Annotated in this window: 18 protein-coding genes and 1 pseudogene; 5 read left to right on the top strand and 14 right to left on the bottom strand. The window is 61.4% G+C overall.

Translation table 11 applies throughout. The features are described from left to right. Window positions 1-191: 191 nt before the first annotated feature. From B5P46_RS16655 to B5P46_RS16645, 3 genes are all read left to right on the top strand, one after another. Complete coding sequence (locus B5P46_RS16655) at window positions 192-824, top strand: hypothetical protein (RefSeq protein WP_129419611.1); 633 nt, start codon at window positions 192-194, stop codon at window positions 822-824. Between the two features lie 203 nt (window positions 825-1,027). Beyond that, on the top strand, window positions 1,028-1,546 hold the full coding sequence (locus tag B5P46_RS16650) for a hypothetical protein (protein ID WP_245456180.1): 519 nt from the start codon (window positions 1,028-1,030) through the stop codon (window positions 1,544-1,546). A 355-nt stretch (window positions 1,547-1,901) separates the two neighbouring features. Further along, window positions 1,902-2,759, top strand: a complete 858-nt coding sequence (locus B5P46_RS16645; protein WP_164986503.1) for a polysaccharide deacetylase family protein — start codon at window positions 1,902-1,904, stop codon at window positions 2,757-2,759. Window positions 2,760-2,987: 228 nt separating this feature from the next. On the opposite strand, the gene B5P46_RS16640 is transcribed toward B5P46_RS16645, so the two are convergent. After that, complete coding sequence (locus tag B5P46_RS16640; RefSeq protein ID WP_206735361.1) at window positions 2,988-4,226, bottom strand: SGNH/GDSL hydrolase family protein; 1,239 nt, start codon at window positions 4,224-4,226, stop codon at window positions 2,988-2,990. 271 nt (window positions 4,227-4,497) lie between these two features. After that, window positions 4,498-5,721, bottom strand: coding sequence for a lytic murein transglycosylase (locus B5P46_RS16635; protein ID WP_129419608.1), 1,224 nt, complete (start codon window positions 5,719-5,721; stop codon window positions 4,498-4,500). Window positions 5,722-5,924: 203 nt separating this feature from the next. On the opposite strand from B5P46_RS16635, the gene galU reads away from it, so the two are divergent. Beyond that, a complete protein-coding gene (gene galU / locus B5P46_RS16630) occupies window positions 5,925-6,812 on the top strand; it encodes a UTP--glucose-1-phosphate uridylyltransferase GalU (protein ID WP_027667749.1) in 888 nt (295 codons plus the stop codon). Between the two features lie 115 nt (window positions 6,813-6,927). Here galU and B5P46_RS16625 read toward each other — a convergent pair whose 3' ends face one another. Next, window positions 6,928-8,469 (bottom strand): outer membrane beta-barrel protein, encoded by a 1,542-nt coding sequence (locus B5P46_RS16625; RefSeq protein ID WP_129419607.1) that lies wholly within the window; start codon window positions 8,467-8,469, stop codon window positions 6,928-6,930. A 143-nt stretch (window positions 8,470-8,612) separates the two neighbouring features. Here B5P46_RS16625 and B5P46_RS16620 point away from each other — a divergent pair, with 143 nt between their 5' ends. Further along, window positions 8,613-9,608: a KpsF/GutQ family sugar-phosphate isomerase gene (locus tag B5P46_RS16620; RefSeq protein WP_129419606.1), complete on the top strand. Its 996-nt coding sequence runs from the start codon at window positions 8,613-8,615 to the stop codon at window positions 9,606-9,608. Window positions 9,609-9,639: 31 nt separating this feature from the next. Here B5P46_RS16620 and B5P46_RS16615 read toward each other — a convergent pair whose 3' ends face one another. From B5P46_RS16615 to B5P46_RS16565, 11 genes and pseudogenes are all read right to left on the bottom strand, one after another. Continuing rightward, complete coding sequence (locus tag B5P46_RS16615; protein WP_003542867.1) at window positions 9,640-10,095, bottom strand: NfeD family protein; 456 nt, start codon at window positions 10,093-10,095, stop codon at window positions 9,640-9,642. 3 nt (window positions 10,096-10,098) lie between these two features. After that, window positions 10,099-11,139, bottom strand: coding sequence for an SPFH domain-containing protein (locus B5P46_RS16610; RefSeq protein WP_129419605.1), 1,041 nt, complete (start codon window positions 11,137-11,139; stop codon window positions 10,099-10,101). Between the two features lie 181 nt (window positions 11,140-11,320). Next, on the bottom strand, window positions 11,321-12,355 hold the full coding sequence (gene hemH / locus B5P46_RS16605; RefSeq protein WP_129419604.1) for a ferrochelatase: 1,035 nt from the start codon (window positions 12,353-12,355) through the stop codon (window positions 11,321-11,323). Window positions 12,356-12,479: 124 nt separating this feature from the next. Then, window positions 12,480-14,474 carry a bifunctional metallophosphatase/5'-nucleotidase gene (locus B5P46_RS16600; protein WP_129419603.1) on the bottom strand — a complete coding sequence of 665 codons (1,995 nt, stop codon included), beginning with the start codon at window positions 14,472-14,474 and terminating at the stop codon, window positions 12,480-12,482. Window positions 14,475-14,647: 173 nt separating this feature from the next. Beyond that, window positions 14,648-14,968: a hypothetical protein gene (locus tag B5P46_RS16595; RefSeq protein ID WP_129419602.1), complete on the bottom strand. Its 321-nt coding sequence runs from the start codon at window positions 14,966-14,968 to the stop codon at window positions 14,648-14,650. Between the two features lie 27 nt (window positions 14,969-14,995). After that, window positions 14,996-15,364, bottom strand: a complete 369-nt coding sequence (gene omp10, locus B5P46_RS16590) for an outer membrane lipoprotein Omp10 (RefSeq protein WP_012758937.1) — start codon at window positions 15,362-15,364, stop codon at window positions 14,996-14,998. A 273-nt stretch (window positions 15,365-15,637) separates the two neighbouring features. Continuing rightward, entirely contained in the window at window positions 15,638-17,089 is a 1,452-nt protein-coding gene (locus B5P46_RS16585; protein ID WP_129419601.1) for a homospermidine synthase, read from the bottom strand. 196 nt (window positions 17,090-17,285) lie between these two features. After that, window positions 17,286-17,649: pseudogene (locus tag B5P46_RS34925) on the bottom strand (DUF4440 domain-containing protein). Between the two features lie 17 nt (window positions 17,650-17,666). Further along, window positions 17,667-17,951 carry a YciI family protein gene (locus tag B5P46_RS16575; protein WP_129419600.1) on the bottom strand — a complete coding sequence of 95 codons (285 nt, stop codon included), beginning with the start codon at window positions 17,949-17,951 and terminating at the stop codon, window positions 17,667-17,669. Window positions 17,952-17,953: 2 nt separating this feature from the next. Next, a complete protein-coding gene (locus tag B5P46_RS16570) occupies window positions 17,954-18,583 on the bottom strand; it encodes an aminotransferase class IV family protein (protein WP_129419599.1) in 630 nt (209 codons plus the stop codon). Next, on the bottom strand, window positions 18,580-19,686 hold the full coding sequence (locus B5P46_RS16565; RefSeq protein WP_245456184.1) for an aminodeoxychorismate synthase component I: 1,107 nt from the start codon (window positions 19,684-19,686) through the stop codon (window positions 18,580-18,582). The genes B5P46_RS16570 and B5P46_RS16565 overlap by 4 nt, the downstream gene beginning before the upstream one ends. Between the last annotated feature and the right edge of the window lie 169 nt (window positions 19,687-19,855).

Raw genomic sequence — 19,855 nt, 5'->3', positions numbered from 1 at the left:
TGGTGCGACCGCTTGACGCGGAGGCCGTGCGCCGCAAGCCTCAGGCAATGCCGGGAAGCGAGATTTTCCGCCGGACGCGGGCTCGGAAGGAGCCGGTGCGACCGAAGCGGTGGTGCCCTGCCGTTTTGGCCGCAGCACATTTCACCATCGGCCGCGGCGTGAGGCCGCGAATGATCGACAAGGATTTTCAAATGGTTTCCGCACTTGACAGCACGCGGCTGGTTTCGGCCCAATATGCCCTGAAAAACCTTCGCGGCTCCGACGATAGCGCGCAGGATACGCAGAGTTCGTCGGCCGCCAGCATTCTGAGCAGCTACGGGCTCGATCCGAGCTCTTCCTCGCTTCTTTCCAACCAGGCCCTTTCCGGGCTGCTCGACAGGCTTTCGGCCCAAAGCGACACGTCGGACGAGTCCGACACGACGGGTGAGGGCGCCGACGTCACCAGAGCCTCGTTCATGTCGATGCTGAAGCAGCAGCTGCAGGATGCGGCTGCGGCCGAAGGCGAGAGCGGCAAGGCTCATGACATGCTGGCCGCCCTCGAAGCGGGCACGCTGACCATCACCGATCCGACACAGGGCGTATCGATAACCGCCTGGAACGTCGACGATCCCGACGAGGCGGATACTGAGAGCAAGGCCGGCAAGGATATCGACGTCAGCGGCTGGAGCGACTTCCTCGATGCGCATCTGGAGCGTGGCGCCGATGGCGCCTTCGTCAAGGAAAATGGCAGCTATGTCGACCAGACAAACGATAGCAACGCTTTCTTCGGCCTGATCGGCTCGAACTATTATTATCTGAGCTGGCCGAAGGCGACGGCGAAGTAAATGCGAACGAAGCGAAAGGCCGCCTAGGTCGGTCGCGCGGAACGGATCTTCGGTTTGCGCGTTTGCGGGCATAGAGAAGTCGGCGTGGCCGAGGACGTCCCTCGGGTCCTGTACAACGCGCGCCGCGATCCGAAATGCACTCCGCGCAATAGGCACTGATGTCCGGGCGCTTGCGTGAAGTAGTCTCAAAAGAGGGTACATGCATGCGCGCGTTCTCTATTTTATCGGATGGGAAACTTGCAATTACAGCGAGCGAGACCTCGTCCAAAAATGATTTCGATTATCTGGTTGGTAACTGGAAGATCAAGAATCGTACATTGAATGAACACCTGAACGGCAGCGACGAATGGGAGGAATTTGACGCGACCCAGGAATTCCGCCTGGTATTGCTGGGCTTAGGCAATGTGGATATTTTCCATACGGAGCTTGGTGGAAAGCCATTCGAAGGCCTCACGGTGCGATTGTTCGATCCGCAGACGCGCCTATGGACGATCTACTGGGCCGACAGCAACGCGGCGAAACTCGACGGCGGAAAGGTCGGTTCGTTCGATGGCGACATGGGTGAATTCTTCGGTCGTGAAGTTGTTGGCGGCAAAGACGTTATCGTGAAATTCCACTGGGATAAGCGTAACCCGAAAGCCCCGATTTATAGCCGGGCGTTCTCCGCTGATGCAGGCCAGACGTGGGAGTGGAATTGGTACTCGAACTTTTCACCACGGTGATTGACTGAGCTGATTGACATACGCACGCCGCCGACGTTCCAGAGTCCGTTGGGCCGTGTTGAGCCGCCCGTGTGTTAGCGCTTGTGCGTTTGTGGCCTCTCCAGCCTGCGAGATAACTACCTGATTACCGCCGATCACTGCACGAAAATACCCGACACGTCAGTATGCCTTTGGGCACGACAATAGCCGCCGGAGCCCCTTTGACTTGCAAGGCGGCGCCTGCAGGTGCAAAATCACGCTGGAGCGAAAAAGGGACGTCGCAGAAGCGTCCTGGAATCCGGCGTTACGGCGCCCGGTCCCCCGAACTCGATGAAGCTGCCGCATGTTGCGGCGGCCGCGAGAAAGGGTGACCAGAATGTCCTCGCAATCCATTTCCCGTTTCGTTGTCGTTCACGAAGACGACGTCGGCGTCAGCCACGGCGCCAACACCGCTTTCCTCGAGCTCACTCGCCTGGGGCTCTGCACCGCCGGCTCGGTGATGGTGCCGTGCCCGTGGTTTCCGGAAATCGCTGCCATCGCCCGCGACAATCCGGAGCTCGATCTCGGCGTGCACCTGACCCTCAACTCGGACATGAAGCCCTATCGCTGGCGTCCGCTGACCGGTGTTTCGGACAAGGGCCTCACCGATCCGGACGGCTATTTCTGGGCCGAGGTAACCGACGTGCGCCGCAACGCCGATCCGACGGCGGTGGAGCGCGAGCTGCGCGCCCAGATCGACACCGCGCTTACTGCGGGCATTGATGTGACCCACCTCGATTGCCACATGGGTACGGCGATGATGCCCGAGTTCGTTACCGTCTATGAGCGGCTGGGTGCCGACTACCGCCTGCCGATCCTCATGATGAAGGACTACATGACGTTCTCCGTCATGGACTATGTCGGGCCAGTGACGACTACGGAATTCAACGCAGCATCGGTGAGGGCGCGGCAGCGCGGGAATCCGATTGTCGACTTGCAGCTGGAAACGCCCTGGGAGTGGCCGCAAGGCATCGAGGCGGCCTACCGCGATCTGTTCTCGCGCGTGCCCGAAGGCGTGAGCTGGCTTGCCCTGCATTTCAATGCATCCGGCGAGATCGAGCTCATGGCGAGCGATGCGGCGTTCCGGACGGGAGAATATGAATTCTTCCGCAGCGGGCGGGCCGCAGAGCTGATGGCTGAATTCGGCATTGTGCCGATCGGCGTGCGGGATTGGCGGGACCGGATGCGCGGATAGGAGACACCCATTCCAAACCGATGGGGAAACGATCCATCGACATTTTCATGGTGCTTTTTTAAATGATGGAAAGCCCGGCTGGGCCGGCTGCCGGTGTGGCTTCACATACAAAAAAGCCTCGCTGGCGCCGTTGGCCCTTGCGGCTGCGCCCGCGTAGACGCGTCATCTTCGCCGTGACTGTCCGAAAACCGCGGACACTTTTCGGTATCGTGCTCTCTAGTGGCCTTTTCATTTGACCGAGACTTCGGCCGGCGCCTTGACCACAGGCAGGCGGTAATCATCAACGCGGCCGGCAGGTGCGGGCGTCATTTCCCCCTGCTCGACCAGGAGGTCGCGCGGCGATCTCGTCAAAGTCACAGGCGGCGGCCTGGCGCCGAGAAGCTCGGCGCCGCCGTCGAGATTGGGATCGGAGAGACTGATCGGCACGGTATGTTCGACCGGATTGGCGGGAAGGCCGAGGCCGGGCAGATTGCTGGAGTCGAGGCGGACCAGATCGGGGCTTGCCTGCGTGCCGAGAAGACGTCGCGCCGGCTTTTCTACATAGAAGGCGAGCTTACGCCGCCCGGCCTGGGTAAGGTTGATGCCATCCGAGGTGCGCAGGCGCACCTGCTGGCCGTTCACATCCGAACCGGTGACGATGAAGTTGCCGTTTTCGTCGACGAAACCATCCCAGATATCGACGAATTCACCGCCGATGCTTTCCACCTGGTTGCGGTAAAGCTGGTTCATCTGGACGGCATCGGCCGTCATTTGATCGGATTCGAAGGCGGGAAGACCGACCCAGAGCAGCGGGATCTTGCGGTCAGTGACCTCTTTGCCGAAGGAAAGCACGCGACGGCGGTATTCGCTGAACCAGCCATCGGTGCGGAATTTTTCCTTGGCGGTGTCGGTCATCATTTGCTGGCGGTCGTTGGCGCCGATCATGACGACGACCATTGCCGGCTTCAGCTCGTCGATCATCTTCGGCAGCTGTTCCGGCCAGTCGTAATAATCGTCGCGGACAAGACCCGATGAGACGTTGCCGCGGGCTTCGACGACGACACCCGGCGAGGTCTCGAAGGCGGCGTTGAGGCCGTCGCCGAGGCCGCTGGCCAGGAAATCGCCGACGATCAGGATCTTTCGGGCGTCGCCGAGCTTCTGCACGGCCGGCTCCTCCTGTACGGGAGCGCGGACCGGCGGCGCAGTGCGGGTATTGACTATGGCTTTCTGCGCTGGCGGGCGTTTGCGCTGCTGGCGTCTCGGCTGCTGGACGTCAGGGGCTTGCGGCGCGTCGTCGAGATAGCGCCGGCCAAGGAAGAAATCGAGGACCGACCGGCGCTGATAGCGCTGCTCCTGGGCTTCGGCGACATGCACCGGCGCAGACACGCCAAGGCATAGCGAAGCCGCCGCCAAGGCGAGCACGAGCCAACGGATTTTAGGGGTCCGATCAGTTTTCTTCGTCATGGGCAGTTCCGCATCTGCTGGCATCTTGCACGCAGGGCAGGCCAGCGTCCACTCCCACTGATATCTAGGTCATGGCACTGCCGCTTCCAATGCGGGTTCACCAAAACCGTGCGGCAGGACGGGGCGACCTGCATGAGACAAAGACTTGAAGCGCCCTGCATGATTCCCGAGCCGACGCGAACTCTAGAGCACGATGCCGAAAAGTGTGCGCGGTTTTCGGACGACATCATGCTCTATTTCTTTGATTAGATCAGGATTCAGATTTTAGGCCGACCGGGCCTAAAATCATCCTGATCTAGCGACGAAGCGCGTTCAGAAGCGGCAGCGAGGGCTCGCCGTCCGGCTGCATGCCGATGCGAGACTGCACGGCTGATATCGCCGCCTTCGAACCCGAGCCGAAATTGCCGTCGACCTCGCCATTGTAATAACCGAGCGTCTTGAGACGCGTCTGCAGCTCGAATTTCTCGGTGATGTCGAGTGCGCCGTTCGGGCGCGGCCAACGCTGCTGCATCCCGCCGTAGCCGGCGATCTGGTCGGCCAGCAGGCCGACGGCAAGCGCGTAGCTATCCGAGGCATTGTAGTTCTTGATGGTGAAGAAGTTGGCGGTCATCAGGAAGCCCGGGCCGCCGGCTCCGGCCGGCATCTTCAAGACGGCTTTGGTAGCGCTCTCGCGGAAGGCCTTGCCGTTCGGGCGTGTCAGGCCGAGTGCTGCCCATTGGGCCAACGTATGGGTCTTGCCGGCCTGCTTGGCGGCCGCTGCAGGAACGACGACCTCGTAGCCCCAGGTCTTGCCGGTATCCCAGCCGTTCTTCATCAGGAGATTGGCCGAGGTCGCCAGCGCGTCGGGGATCGAGTTCCAGATATCGCGATGGCCGTTGCCGTCGGCATCTATGGCATAAAGCAGGTAGCTTGTCGGAATGAACTGGGTGTGACCCATGGCGCCGGCCCAGGAGCCGGTCATCTCGCGTGCCGGCACATCGCCGTTCTGCAGGATCTTCAGCGCGGCGACCAGCTGTTTCTTGGCGAATTTGGCGCGGCTCGGATCGGCATAGGCAAGCGTTGCCAGGGCGCGCGGCACGTAATGCAGTCGGTCGTCTTTGTCGAGGACCGCGCCGTAATTCGATTCCATCGACCAGATGGCGAGCAGAATGCTCTTGTCGACGCCGAAGCGCTGCTCGATTGCAGCGAGCGTCCTTGCGTGCTTGGCGGCCATCTCGCGGCCGATCTTGACCGTATAGGGATTGACGCGCGAATCGACATAGTCCCAGATCTTCGATGTGAATTCCGGCTGGTAGGCGGCCTTTTCGAGCACGGCCGGATCGGGCTCGCTCACCCCGGAAAAGGCCTTTTGATAGGTTGCCTTACTGATGCCACTCTGAGCGGCAGTTTGGTAAAAATCCGCGATCCATTTCTGGAACCGGGAATCAGCTTTCGCGTTGTCGGGGACCAGTCCTACCTGGGCTGCGACAATGAGCGCGAGAGCAAGACCACGAAGGGAGTTTTTGTGATTCTGGGTCATCGACAGTCGTATCCCACATCTTCAGTTTCAGGCGTAGCAGGGCGTCATGTCCGCCCAGACCCGAGACTACAGGAACGGAGTCAACAAAATCTTTACCATGACCGTCCGCTGAGGTCACCAGTTGCAAAACAGTTGCAATTCTATACTAGTCAGACGTGAACGGCTTTATTTAAAAGGCGATATAGTCAAAGCAGGAGGCCTGTGTGGCGCATCACAATAAAGTTCGTAAGGCAGTTTTCCCAGTAGCAGGGTTGGGGACGCGGTTCCTGCCGGCAACAAAGGCTGTTCCGAAGGAAATGTTGACCGTGGTCGACAAGCCGATCATTCAATATGTCGTCGATGAGGCGATCGAAGCCGGGATCGAGCATCTGGTTTTCGTCACCGGGCGCAACAAGCACGTCATCGAAGATTATTTCGACATTCATTTCGAACTCGAGCAGACGCTCAAGGAACGCGCCAAGAAGGCGGAAATCACCCTCCTGCAGCAGCAGCTTCCCAAGGCAGGTACGGTGAGCTTCACCCGCCAGCAGGAGCCGCTCGGCCTCGGCCACGCCGTGTGGTGTGCGCGTGAGATCGTCGGCGACGAGCCCTTCGCACTGTTGCTGCCCGATATGATCATGAAGGGTGACAAGGGCTGCATGAAGGGCATGATCGACCTCTATGCCCAGAGCGGCGGCAATATCATCGCCGTCGAGGAATGCGCGCCAGATCAGGCGCATAAATACGGCATCGTCGGCGTCGGCGAGGCGATCGGCGACGGCTTCCGCATCACCGGCATGGTGGAAAAGCCTGCCAAGGGAACGGCGCCTTCCAACTTCTTCATCAACGGCCGCTATATCCTGCAGCCTGAGATCTTCAAGATCCTCGAAACCCAGGAGCGCGGCGCCGGCAACGAGATCCAGCTCACCGACGGCATGCTGAAGCTGCTGAAGGAACAGGATTTCGCCGGTTACCACTTCCGCGGCGCGACCTATGACTGCGGCGCCAAGGACGGCTTCATCCTGGCAAACGTCGCCTTCGCCCTCGAACGCGCCGATATCCGCCCCTCCGTCGAAGGCGGCTTCAGGGAACTGCTTGCCGGCCTGAAATAGGTTGCAGATTCAACGTAATAGAGCGCCGCGCGTCCTAACAGATACGCGGCGCTCTATTTTGGTCGACATGCATTAGAGCGCCGTGCGTCCTTTCGGATGCACAAAGCACGATGCTCTAGCGTTTCAGCTTGAGACCGACGCCGGCTCGCCATTGCTGCGAATCGCTGCCTTCCTTGCGCGTCGTCAGCTCGTAGCCGAGCGTGCTGGTCAGATCGAGATAGCGGTTGATGTTCCAGGTCAGGCCGGTCGCGGCGGTATAGACGAGCTCGTCGTTGATGGTGCTGTCCGTGGGATAATCGCGCCATATTACCCCGCCGATCATCGTCCCGACCAGGTTGTCGCGCAGCTGGTGGGTGACCGTCGTCGTCAGCGCGTGCGAGACGTAGCCGCTTTCGCCTGCCGTGGTCGAGGGCTGGATGCTCGTCTGCAGGTCGAGATTGACATCGGTGCCGCGGATCGGCGACCAGAGCAGGCTCGCATCGAGCGTGGCGGTATCGATCGAAGACAGCCGGCTGTCTTCGAAATCCGCCATCTCGTAGCCGACGCCGACTTCACCCTTGAGCTTTTCGCCGAGATCGACCTCGACGCCTGCCTTGGCGCCATAGGTATGGCCGGAACGCTCGTAACCGGCAGAATCGCGTGTTTCATCGTAGACCGAACGGCCGATCGTCGCCTCGATGAAGGGAATGAGCGCGGGAGACAGCTCGTAGCCGACGCGGCCGCGCAGCGTGCCCGTCGTCTGGTTGCGATCGCTGAGGGCGACGGTCGTGCCGTTTGCAAGCGTTGCATCGGAGTAGATCGAGCGGGTCAGTGCCAGTGCCGTCGTGCCACGCAGGATGCCGAAATCGCGTTGAACGGAGGCGCCGGCCGAAAATTCCTGCACGTCCGACTGTTGTGCAGCGTCGGCGATGGCGTCGGGATCGTCCGTATCTTCACGGTAGAAATTATAGCCAGCGGTCAGGTGCGCGGTCGTATCGTCGGGAAGATCCAGCCTGAGATCGCCGTTGACTTTAAAGGAAGGCTGCTCCTCGCCCTCGCCGCTGATATTCCTCTGCCAGGCGCCTTCCGAGGCGACGGTCAGCTGGTGCCGGCCCCAGTCGGAAGTCAGTGTCGCTGCCGCATCCGTTTCGAGAAAAGCGCGCCGCTGCCTGGTATTGCCGTCCTTGGTGGTCTCGGTGTTGATGCTCTGGGTGACGCTCGGGCGGAGCACAAACGTGCCGATCGGAATTCCTGGCGTTTCCTCTGTCGAGGCGCTCCCGGCAGCCCTGCGGCGCGGCAGCGTCTCGTCGATCGGCGCCTCGCGGGTGTTCAGCCGGCGTATGTCCTCGTCGAGGATGGAGCCGGTAATGTCGTCGCCGGCCTGTGCATCCGGTATGGCGGGTCGCTGCTCGGCATCGTCCGCGTTCGTGGTCGCGCCGTTTGCCGCAGGAGTGGCGTTATCGCTGGTCTCGTCATCGAAACCGGCGGCGGATGCGGCATTGTTGGTGGCGCGGTTATCCTGGGAGGCGGCGGAGCGGCCGGTCGCCGCCTGCGACGAGGCGGACTGCGCGAAGGCTGCCGTCTGGCTGAGAAGCAGGGTACCCAGCACGGCAAAAGAGACGGCACGGCTCATGGCGCGGAGCGGCGTCACACTGCTCGTCTGTTTTGGCTGGCCCATGCAATTCGCGCCTGACTTGCTTTCGGTTCTTACCCAAACGTAAAGCCTTGTGGTTAACCATTCGTTGCCGGCGGCGAGCGCTGTTCACAATTCGGAAAGAGTGCGGGGTGGACTTGGAAAGTGAAAAGGTCTAACGCAATTTCATGAACAGAAGAGCGATCAACCTTGTTGAAAACAGCGTGCTCGAATCGGCAAAACGCACGATAGAGACCGAAAGACGCGGTCTTGAAGCGCTCGAACAGGCTTTTGACAATGGATTGGCCGCTCCTTTCACACGGGCCGTCGAAGTCATCGGCGACATCTCCGGGCGCGTGATCGTCACCGGCGTCGGCAAGAGCGGGCATATCGGCGCCAAGCTCGCGGCAACATTCGCCTCGACGGGAACGCCCGCCTTTTTCGTGCATGCGGCGGAGGCCAATCACGGCGATCTCGGCATGATCGCGCGCGATGACGTCGTGCTGGCGATTTCCAAAGGCGGCGAGAGCGCCGAGCTCAAAAGTATCATTTCCTTCACGCGGCGCTTCTCCATTCCGCTGATTGCGATTACCTGCAGCGAAGGTTCCTCGCTCGCGGCCGCCGCCGATATCGTCCTTCTGATGCCGAACGAACAGGAGGCCTGCCCCAATGGGCTGGCGCCGACGACCTCGACGCTGATGCAGCTTGCAATCGGCGACGCGCTGGCGGTGGCGCTTTTGGAGGCGCGTGGCTTTACCGCCACGGATTTCCACGTCTTCCATCCCGGCGGCAAGCTGGGCGCGAGCCTGATGCATGTCGCCGATGTCATGCATACCGGCGAGCGGCTGCCGCTCGTTTCCCAGGGCACGCCGATGCCGGAGGCGATCACGGTGCTGTCGCGCAAGCACTTCGGCTGCGTCGGCGTGCTGGACGAGGATGGGCGGCTCTGCGGCATCGTCACCGAAGGCGACATGGCGCGCAACCTGACGCGCAATCTCGCTGAACTTTCCGTCGACGACATCATGACGCGGACGCCGAAGACGGTGAGGCCGACGGTGCTGGCGACCGCGGCCCTGGCGCTGCTCAACCAGCATCATATCGGCGCGCTGATCGTCATTGACGACGATCGCCGGCCGGTCGGGCTGGTGCATTTCCACGACCTGCTGCGGATCGGCGTCGCCTGATTATCAGGTTCGTTTGATCAGAGTTATTTGATCAGACGGGCTCGACCGTCAGGTCGCGGCCATTGCTCGACACCACCTTCACCTGCGTTCCGACGGGCAGGTCCGGCCCCATCACCTGCCATAGCGTATCGTCGAGGCGGATGCGGCCGCGGCCCTCGCGGATCGGCTCGTGCAACGTCGCCGTGCGGCCGACGAGGCTGGCGCCGCGCTGATTGAGAAAGGGCTCGTCGGTCGTCGCATTGCGCAGCGTCAGCCGGCGACCGGCGAAGGTCGTGGCAACGGCGAGAAGCGCAAAAAGGATCGCCTGCAACTCCCAGACCCAGAAGGCGCTGTCCCAGAAGAGCAGCGACAGCGCGCCGACGATCAAGGCGGCAAGGCCGATCCAGACCAGGAAGAAGCCAGGAACGATCATTTCCGCGGCGAGCAGCACGAGGCCCGCGACCCACCAGCTCCACGGACCGAGTTCGGCGACGATCTTCGCCAGCATGGCTTAGCGCTCCTGCTCGGGATTGAAAGGATTGGGGGTCGACGGATTGATCGGCGGCGTCGAGCGCGCCGGTGCGGCGCGCGGACGCGGCGGTACCGGCAGCGGCGTTGACGGGCTGTTGCCGGCATCGCCGAAGACCTCGCGGGCAATGGCGCCGATACCACCGAGCGAGCTCAGGATGGAAGAGGCTTCCATCGGCATCATCACGATCTTGGAATTGGGCGCCGAACCGATCGAGGTGAGCGCCTCGGTATATTTCTGGGCAACGAAATAGTTGATCGCCTGAATGTCGCCGGCGGCGATGGCTTCAGAGACCATCTTCGTCGCCTTGGCTTCGGCCTCGGCCAGGCGTTCGCGGGCTTCAGCATTGCGGAAGGCGGCTTCGCGCTGGCCTTCGGCCTGCAGGATGGCGGATTGCTTGGCGCCCTCAGCCCTCAGAATCTGTGCGTTGCGCGAGCCTTCGGCTTCCAGTACCTGGGCGCGTTTCTCGCGCTCGGCCTTCATCTGGCGGGCCATCGCATCGACGAGGTCGCGCGGCGGCTGAATGTCCTTGATCTCGACGCGGGTGACCTTGATGCCCCAAGGATGCACGGCCTCGTCGACGACGCGCAGCAGCCGGTCGTTGATCGCATCGCGGTTGGAGAGCAGTTCGTCGAGATCCATCGAACCCATGACCGAGCGGATGTTGGTCATGGTGAGATTGAGGATGGCGTTTTCGAGGTTGGAGACCTGATAGGCAGCCTGGGCGGCGTTCAGCACCTGATAGAAGGAAACGGCATCGGCCGAAACCGAGGCATTATCCTTGGTGATCACCTCCTGGGTCGGCACGTTCAGCACCTGCTCCATCACGTTCAACTTGGCGCCGACGCGCTCGATGAAGGGGGTGATGAGGTTGAGGCCAGGCTCCAGCGTGCGGGTATAACGCCCGAAGCGCTCGATCGTATAGCGGTAGCCCTGCGGCACGGTCTTGATCCCGGCAAAGAGCACCAGGATGACGAAGATGACCAGCACGATCACGACGATGTCGAAGCCGCCGAACAGCATGAAAAATTCCTCCTATCGGCGCATTCGCCCATACACTGATGTGGTGGGGTAGCATGTTCTTTGCGAGGAAGAAATGCCACACGGATGCCGCACATCCGTGTGAGATAGAGGTTTCGTCTCGGTTGGGTTATTCGGGTCTTCGCCAGCTATCCGTGCGGCGCTACTTTCTGAAAAAAGTTTCTCAGACCCAGCCCTGCAATTCGCGACGGACGACCTTTTCCAGCACCTTCATGCCGTCCTCGCCGTCGTTGAGGCAGGGGATATGCGCGAACTTCTCGCCGCCATTCTCGTGAAAGGAATGGGCAGCCTGTTCGGCGATCTCCTCCAGCGTCTCCAGACAGTCGGAGACGAAGCCGGGATTGATGACGGCGATGCGCTTGACGCCGTCCTTGGCGAGCTTCTCCACCGTCTTGTCGGTGTAAGGCTGCAGCCATTCCTCCGGCCCGAAGCGGGACTGGAAGGTGACCATGAAGTTTTCCTCGGTCAGTCCGAGCCGCTCGCGCAGCAACCGGCCGGTCTTCTGGCACTGACAGTAATAGGGATCGCCCTGCTTGAAATAGGACATTGGAATGCCGTGGAAGGAGGCGAGCAGCATCTCCGGCTTCCAATCGAGGGTCGAAAGATGCCTTTCGACCGACGCGGCGAGCGCCTCGATATAGGTCTCGTCGTCATGATAGGCGGGAACGGTGCGCAGCGCCGGCTGCCAGCGCATCGAGAGCAGCTTCTGGAAGGCCTTGTCGTTGACGGTGGCGGTCGTCGCCGCCGCATATTGCGGATAGAGCGGGAAGAGCACGATACGGTCGCAGCCTTCTTCTTTCAGCGCGTCGATGCGCGAGGCAATCGACGGCGTGCCGTAGCGCATCGCCCAGTCGACCTTGACGTTATCAAGATCCTTCAGGCGCTCGGCCATCAGCTCCGACTGGTTGCGGGTATAGGTGCGCAGATAACTTTCGTTCCTCTCCTTGTTCCAGATCAGCTCATAGGCCTTACCGACCTTCTGCGGGCGGGTGTTGAGCACGATGCCGAACAGGATCGGGTACCACTTCCAGGGCGACCATTCGATGACGCGGCGATCGGTCAGGAATTCCCTGAGATAGCGGCGCATCGAGGTATAATCGGTGCCGTCAGGCGTGCCGAGATTGACCAGCAGCACACCGACCTTACCAAATTTGACGGCCGGATGATCCGCCGGGCGGAGTGAAATATCTGCTGTCATTCTGGTCCCAACGTTCATTTGTCCCGTCGGCTCATACGCAGCCTGGAGATCGTGGTTCACCCTATAGAAAGAAAAGCCGGCCCGGGAAACCCCGGACCGGCCAGTGGCATCGAGACAAATCGTCTTACTTGGCGGGGACCTCGATCTCCTTGCCAACGGTCAGGTGACGCGGGTTCGGCTTGCCATTGGCATCTGAAAGCTTCCGCCACAGCGTGCCGTCGCCATAGAAGGTCACGGCGAGATCCCAGAAGGTGTCGCCCGCGGCGATGACGTGGGTGGAAGGCGTCGTCGCGGCAGGTGTGGAGGCTGCCGGTGCCGGTTCCGCAGCGGGTGCGGGTGCTGCTGGTGCTGGTGCCGCCGGCGCGGGGGCCGGGGCAGGTGACGGTGCAGCAGGTGCGGGAGCCGGCTCGGTGGATGGAGCAGGAGCAGCCGGTGCAGGGCTGGGTTCGGCAGAGGGGGCGGGAGCAGCTGGTGCGGCAGGCACCGGCTCGGAAGCGGAGGGAGCAGGCGCTGCCTGCGCCAGTTCCGTGACGCGGCCATCCGTGTAGGGCTTGTAAGGCGAATGCGCGGCGACGTATTCGGCGGTCACGTCGGCAAGATCCGGACCATAGTCATAGGCGTTCTGGCCTTCCTTAAAGATCGTATAGCCGTCGCCGCCGCCCCGCATGAAGTTGTTGGTGGCGACCTTGTAGGTCTTGGCCGGGTCGATCGGAGCGAAATTGTCGCCGTCCTTCACCTGAACGTCGCTGACACGGCTGTTGACGGGCTTCGACTGGTCGAACGAGAACTTCAGGCCGGCGACCTGCGGAAAGCGGCCGGCGCCCTGGTCGATCTGGCTGACGCCGTTTTCGAGCGCCTTGACGATGTCTGCGCCGGTCAGCTCAAAGGTAGCGAGCGTGTTCTGGAAAGGCAGGACGGTGATGACCTCGCCCTGGGTGATCTCGCCGCCGTCGATCGAAGCACGCAGGCCGCCGCCGTTCTGAACGGCGATGGTGACGCCCTGGTTCTTGGTGCGATCGAGCATGGCGTCAGCAACCAGATTGCCCATCGAGCACTCCTTGACGCGGCAGACCTTGCGGTCGCCTTCGATCGGGCTTTCGGAGGAGCCGATCACCTTCTTGCGCAGTTCCTCGATCGGCTTTGCCAGTTCGGCAATGCGGGCAATGACGGCAGGATCGGGCGTGAAGGTGGAATCGATCAGGATCGGATCGCCCTTGGCATCCTTGACGACGCCGCTATCGTCGAAGTTGACGACGAGATCGCCGAGATACTTGCTGTAGGAGGCAGCCTGGACGACCGGTACCTTGTAGCCGCCGGGATTGTCGACCATCGTCGGGTAGGGGCCTTCAGCCTTCGGATCGGTGTTGGAGAGCAGGCTGTGGGAATGGCCGCCGACGACGATATCGACATCCGGGATCTTGGCGATCAGGGCGAGATCGCGGGGATAACCGACATGGGTCAGCGCGATGATCTTGTTGACGCCCTGGCCCTTCAGATCCTGGATGGCCGCTGTGATGGTCTCAACGTCATCGGCGATCGTGACGTTCGGGCCGGGGGAGGAAAGCTCTGCCGTATCATTGGTGACGGCGCCGACGATGCCGATCTTCTGGCCGCCGACATCGAGCACCAGCGACGGCTTGATGCGGTCGCCGAGCTTGGAGGCGGCCGTCGCCTTGACGTTCGCCGTCACGACAGGGAACTGCACCTTGTCGAGGAAGGTCGCGAGCCCGTCTTCGCTGTCGTCGAATTCGTGGTTGCCGACGGTCATGGCGTCGAACTTCATCAGGTTCAGGAATTCGGCTTCGGCTGCCCCCTTGTAGGTCGTGTAGAAGAGCGAGCCCTGGAAATTGTCGCCGGCATTGAGGAGGACGACGTTCTTGCCGGATAGCTCCTGACGGCGCTGGTCGATCGCGGTCTTCAGGCGGGCAGCGCCACCGAAGCATTCCTTCTTGCCTTCCTCCTCGGCCGAGCAGGTGGAGTCGAATTTGTTGATCGACTCGATGCGCGAATGGAAATCGTTGATATGAAGAATATTGAGTTCGTAATCCGCAAAGGCGGCGCCCGCGCTCAGCGCCAGCATGGACGCGGTCAAAAGACCGAAGCTGAAAGACTTCGTCATCCCTGTTCTCCTGATTGAGGCGAAAGATCCCCCTGATCCTCGCCGATCCCTTTCATCGTGCGCCGGGGCGGTTTCCCGGCCTGCGGATGTTCCATCAGACGATGCACGACCGCAAGAGAAAGCTGGGCCAGGCGAGGCGCTTTCCAAGGGGGCAGGGTAAAAAAGCCGGGTTCCTATCCCAGGCATTCGCCGTCGGCGGTGTTTCGATAGAGTTCGTGTACGGCCTCTGCAATATTCGGAACCGTGGCGAGCGCGATGATCAAGCAGAGAAGGGAAACGAGGCGATGAAAGCGCCGGCCGGCCCGATAGGCAAGGAGCGCGCCTGCACCATAGATCAAAACTGCCGGCACGACGAAGATCAGCACCTGCAGCGGCCCGTCGCAATCGAGAGCGGCGATGCCCTGGGCACGATAGACATTGGCCGGCAAAACGACCGCAAGTGCTGCAAGCGGCATGGCGAGCAGCAGGACGAAATAAGAGGCGAAGGCCCGCATGGCGTCCTTAGCCTATCGCCTCATCTTTCAGCCGCGGCGGGAAAGCGTGAACTGCGCGCCCGAATCGGAGGTGCAATTGAGCTGGCTCGGGTTGACGAGGGCGCAATTGACCTTGGACTGCGTCTTGCGCACCAGCGAGGTCATGTTGATCTCCACCAGTGTCGGTGAGGTATTGATATAGGTGCCCGAGGCAAGAAGCTGGTTGCTGTCGGTCGTGCGGGTGGTGAAACTACCGCCCTGGAAGGTGGAAACGATGCCGTTCGGATCGCTCCAGTTGCCTTCGACACCGGTGGCGGCGGGCGCGGTTGCAACCGGCAAACGACGCGGCTCTGATGAAACGCAGGCGGCAAGAGCGGCCGCTGCACCGACAAGAACGAGACCAGTTCTGATTTTCATAAGGCTTCTCCCGGCGAATCGGCGCGGCGGACAGCCGCCAAGTTCGGGCAAAACATGGCGCGCGCCCGGCATGAAGGCAAGCCTTGGAAGGGCGGCGGGCGGCATTTAGACAGCCGGCGTTACAAAAATGCCCGCCTTGCGGCGGGCATTGTCGAAGTCGTGCAGGCGATCTTAGAGCGGTTCAGCTTTTCATGGAATCGGAGAACCGCTCTAAGTATTTATTTTTACGCAATTCCGGACGGAAAACCGCTTCGCACTTTTCCTGGAATTGCTCTAGCGAACGAGAATGTTCCTGAACTGCCAGGGATCCTTGGTGTCGATATCCTCGGGGAAGAGGCCCGGACGGCCGTCGAGCGGGGTCCAGTCGGTGTAGTGGCCTTCGACCGGGCCGAGATAGGGCATCTGCACTTCGAGGCAGCGCTTGTAATCGATCTCGTCGGCTTCGACGATGCCGGCATTCGGGTTTTCCAGCGCCCAGACCATGCCGGCGAGGACGGCGGAGGTCACCTGCAGGCCGGTGGCGTTCTGGTAGGGCGCGATGCGGCGGGTTTCTTCCAGCGACAGGCGCGAGCCATACCAATAGGCATTCTTCTCATGGCCGTAGAGCAGGACGCCGAGTTCGTCGATGCCGTCTTCCAGCTCGTCCTCATCGAGAACGTGATGGACCGGCTGCGGCGTGCCGCCATTGCCGAACATCTCATGCAGCGAGAGCACGGCGTCGTTGGCCGGATGGTAGGCATAGTGGCAGGTCGGGCGGAAGGTCACTTCGCCGTCCTTGTCGCGAACGGTGAAGAAATCGGCGATCGAGATCGACTCGTTGTGGGTGACGAGGAAGCCATATTGCGGGCCAGGCGTCGGGCACCAGGTGCGCACGCGGGTGTTGGCACCCGGCTGCTCCAGGTAGATCGCCGCCTTGTTGCCCTTCTTGTGCTTCTTGGCGTTCTTCGGCATCCATTCTTCATGCGTGCCCCAGCCGAGTTCGGCCGGCTGCAGGCCTTCAGAGATGAAGCCCTCGACGGACCAGGTGTTCCAGAAGACGTTGAGCGGCTTCGGATGCTTGGTGCGCTGGGTGTCGCGCTCGGCGATGTGGACGCCCTTGACGCCGAGCTTCTTCATCAGTTTTGCCCAGCCTTCGCGATCGTGCTGGTCCGGTTCCTCGAATTTGAGGCCGATGTCATTGGCGAGGTTGACGAGCGCCTGCTTGACGAACCAGGAGACCATGCCGGGATTGGCGCCGCAGGTAGAGACGGCGGTGGCGCCACCCGGGTTCTTCGCCTTTTCCTTGCGCATGGTTTCGCGCAGCGCATAGTTGGTACGGTCGGCATTGCTCATGCCCTTGTCGAAATAGAAGCCGAGCCAGGGCTCGACGACGGTGTCGATATAGGGAACGTCGAGTTTGCGGCAGAGCTTGATGATGTCGAGCGAGGAGGTGTCGACCGAGAGGTTGACGCAGAAACCCTGACCTTCGCCTTCCGTCAGCAGCGGCTTCAGCAGTTCCTTGTAATTGTCCTTGGTGACATATTCCTTGATGTGGCGAACGCCGTGCTTCTTCAGGATCTCCATGTCGGAGGGCTCTTCGCGCGGGTCGATGACGACCATCCGGCTCTTGTCGAATTTGAAATGGCGCTCGATCAGGGGCAGGGTGCCGCGGCCGATGGAGCCAAAGCCGATCATCACGATCGGACCGGTAATTTCGGCATATACCGGATAGTTCTGTTCCGTCATTCTTTTCTCCTGTGGAAGGGGACGAAGGCGTTCAGCCCGAAGAATTATTTTGAAATTGCCGCAGAGAGTGCGAGGTGACCGGCTCTAATCATAAAATGACGTCACAATAAAGAGCGTTGACGGGGAAAGGCCAAATATCGAGCGGCGATAGGGCCGGCGAAACCGTCCTGGGGATCGGCAGACCGCATGGATTGGCTTAACCGATGACGGTGCCCTGGTGGAAGAGCATGCGCCAGTGCCCGTCCTCTTCCAGCCGCCAGCTGGAACTGCGCAGCGTCCGCCTTTCGCTTCCGTCGGTGTCTGCGTAAATGGCGCGATAGGTGACGAGCGCGATGTGCTCCGCAAGTTTTTGGGTTTCGAAATGCTCGCGCGGGACGTTCCCGTCCGTTGCTCGGCCAAAAAACTGGGCACGATCACGTCGAAGGTATAGAGCCGTCCGGAACTGCCGATTTCACGGAAATCGCGCGAGAGCAGCGTAGTCAGCATCTCCCGCGAGGTGCGAACGGACGGGTCGAAGAGTTTTCTTCGAGCTCTTTCAGATGGGCTGCGAGATCATCCATGATCGGCTCCTGCAAATTCAGCGCTTCAGGATTTCCAGTCCTTCGACCGCCGTCGTTACGGCAAGCTCGGTGATGTCGTATTCGGCGACGCCGTGAATGGTGAAGGGATCGGCGGCGACATAGGCCTCGATTGCGGTGCGATCGCCGATTGCGAGGATGACGCCGCCGGTGCGCGGCACCTTGCGGCCGGAAGCGAGGAACCAGCCCTTGGCATAACCCTCCTTCACCCAGGCCATGTGCGGCTCCATGTGCCTGTCGGCTTCATCGTTGGGTTTCACATAGGTGAGCGAGAGAATGAACATGGTCAGCTCCTGACGAGGTTTGCGCGGATGAGACCGCGCAGCGAATTGCCGATATAAAGCGTGCCGGCATCGAGATCGGCAAGCGTGATACGGCCGACGCGGGCCTGGCGCCCGCAGATGAGCTCGGTGCGCAGCACGCCGGCGAGCAGGCCGCAGGAGATCGGCGGGGTGCGCAGGATGCCGGTTCCGTCGTCCAGGAAGATCGAGGTGATGGTGCCCTCGCACACTTCGCCGCGCTCGTTCAAAAGCATGACTTCATCGGCCTCATCAGGCCTGTATTCGGCCCGCGCGGCCTCGTAGACGGCACGGCGCGTGGTCTTGATGCGCAGCAGCCTGTCGGCGGAATTCAGGCGGGTCTCGGCGAGACGGGCGGTCCAGATGGCATCGGGCGCCAGCGGCACGAAAGCGGCGCTCGTCACGTCGATCCGGCCTTGCGCGTCGAAGGTCAGGCGGATGCGCAGCGGCCCGGCAGCACCTGCAACGGCTTCGTCGAGCTTGGCCGCCGCCTCGATCGGTTGCGGGAAGCCAAGGCGACGGGCGGAGCGGGAAAGCCGGGCGAGATGCAGCCGCAGGCGGATGAAGCCTTCGCCGGGCTGCCAGCGCAGTGTCTCGATCAGCGAAAAGTCGATCATCGCGCAATCCATTGGTCGCCGATGGCGAAGCGGGCCTTGAGCAGGCATTCCTCATATTCGGCCTCGGCGGTCGAATCGAAGACGATGCCGCCGCCGACATTGAAGACGGCCCTGCCGCCCTCAAAAAGCGTGATGGTGCGGATGGCGACGGAAAAACGCATGGCGCCGGTGGGCGAGATCATGCCGATCGCCCCGCAATAGGCGTCGCGCGGGACATCCTCGAGCGCATGGAGGATTTCCATTGCCCGCATCTTCGGCGCGCCGGTGATCGAACCGCAGGGGAAGAGCGCGGAGAAGATGTCGCGGATCGAAAGGTCGGGGCGGAGCCTTGCCTGGACATGGCTCACCATCTGGTGGACGGTCGGATAGGTCTCGATGTCGAAGAGCTTCGGGACGTCGAGCGTGCCGACCTCGGTGATGCGGGAGATATCGTTGCGCAGGAGATCGACAATCATGCGGTTTTCCGCCTGCGTCTTGATATCGCGGCGCATGGCCTCGATGATTTCGGCATCCTCGGCGGTCGTAGCGCCGCGTTTCGCCGTGCCCTTCATCGGATGGGTCTCGATCCAGCCCTCTTCATCGGTGCGGAAGAAAAGTTCGGGCGACCGCGAAAGGATGATCGGGCCGCCGAGATCGACCAGCGCGCCGTATTTGACCGGCTGGCGTTCGATCAGCGACCAGAAGGCGGCCCGAGGATCGCCGTTCCAGCGAGCCTCGACCGGCATGGTGAGGTTCGCCTGATAGGCGTCGCCGAGCCGCAGGTGCTGGTGGAGACGGTCGAAGCGCTCTTTATATATAGGGAAATCCCAGGCAGCTTTCGGAGCGGTGAGGAATTCCTCGTTTTCGAGGCGCTGTTTTGGCTGGGCAAGCGGATGCGTATCGGCCTGCGGACCGTCGAACACGCCGAAACAGATGAGCGGGGTCTCGCGATGTTCCCCGGCGAAGGGAGCAAGTTTTTCCTCGAAGAGGTATCCGGCCTCATAGGCCATGTAGCCGGCAAGCCATTTGCCTGCGGCCTTGGCCTGCTGCATCCGGGCAAGGCCTGCAAAGAATTCGGCGCGCGTCCTGGCAACGATGATCTCTGCCGGCTCGGCAAAAAGCATCACCTGTCCGGTCGTGTCGTCGCGAAAGAGAATAGTGGGTTGATCAGCCACGCACCGCTTTCAGTTTTGTTCGGCTCCTCATTGCTCAAGATGCGATTGGGAGCGTGAGATATTTTCCCTCTTCTCCCCTCGGGGAGAAGATGCCCGAAGGGCAGATGAGGGGGCGGAG

This window comes from Rhizobium leguminosarum, assembly GCF_004123835.1.
Taxonomy (GTDB): Bacteria; Pseudomonadota; Alphaproteobacteria; order Rhizobiales; family Rhizobiaceae; genus Rhizobium; species Rhizobium leguminosarum_M.
Note: the sequence above shows the minus strand (reverse complement) of the source record. Positions and strands in the feature narration are given on the sequence as shown.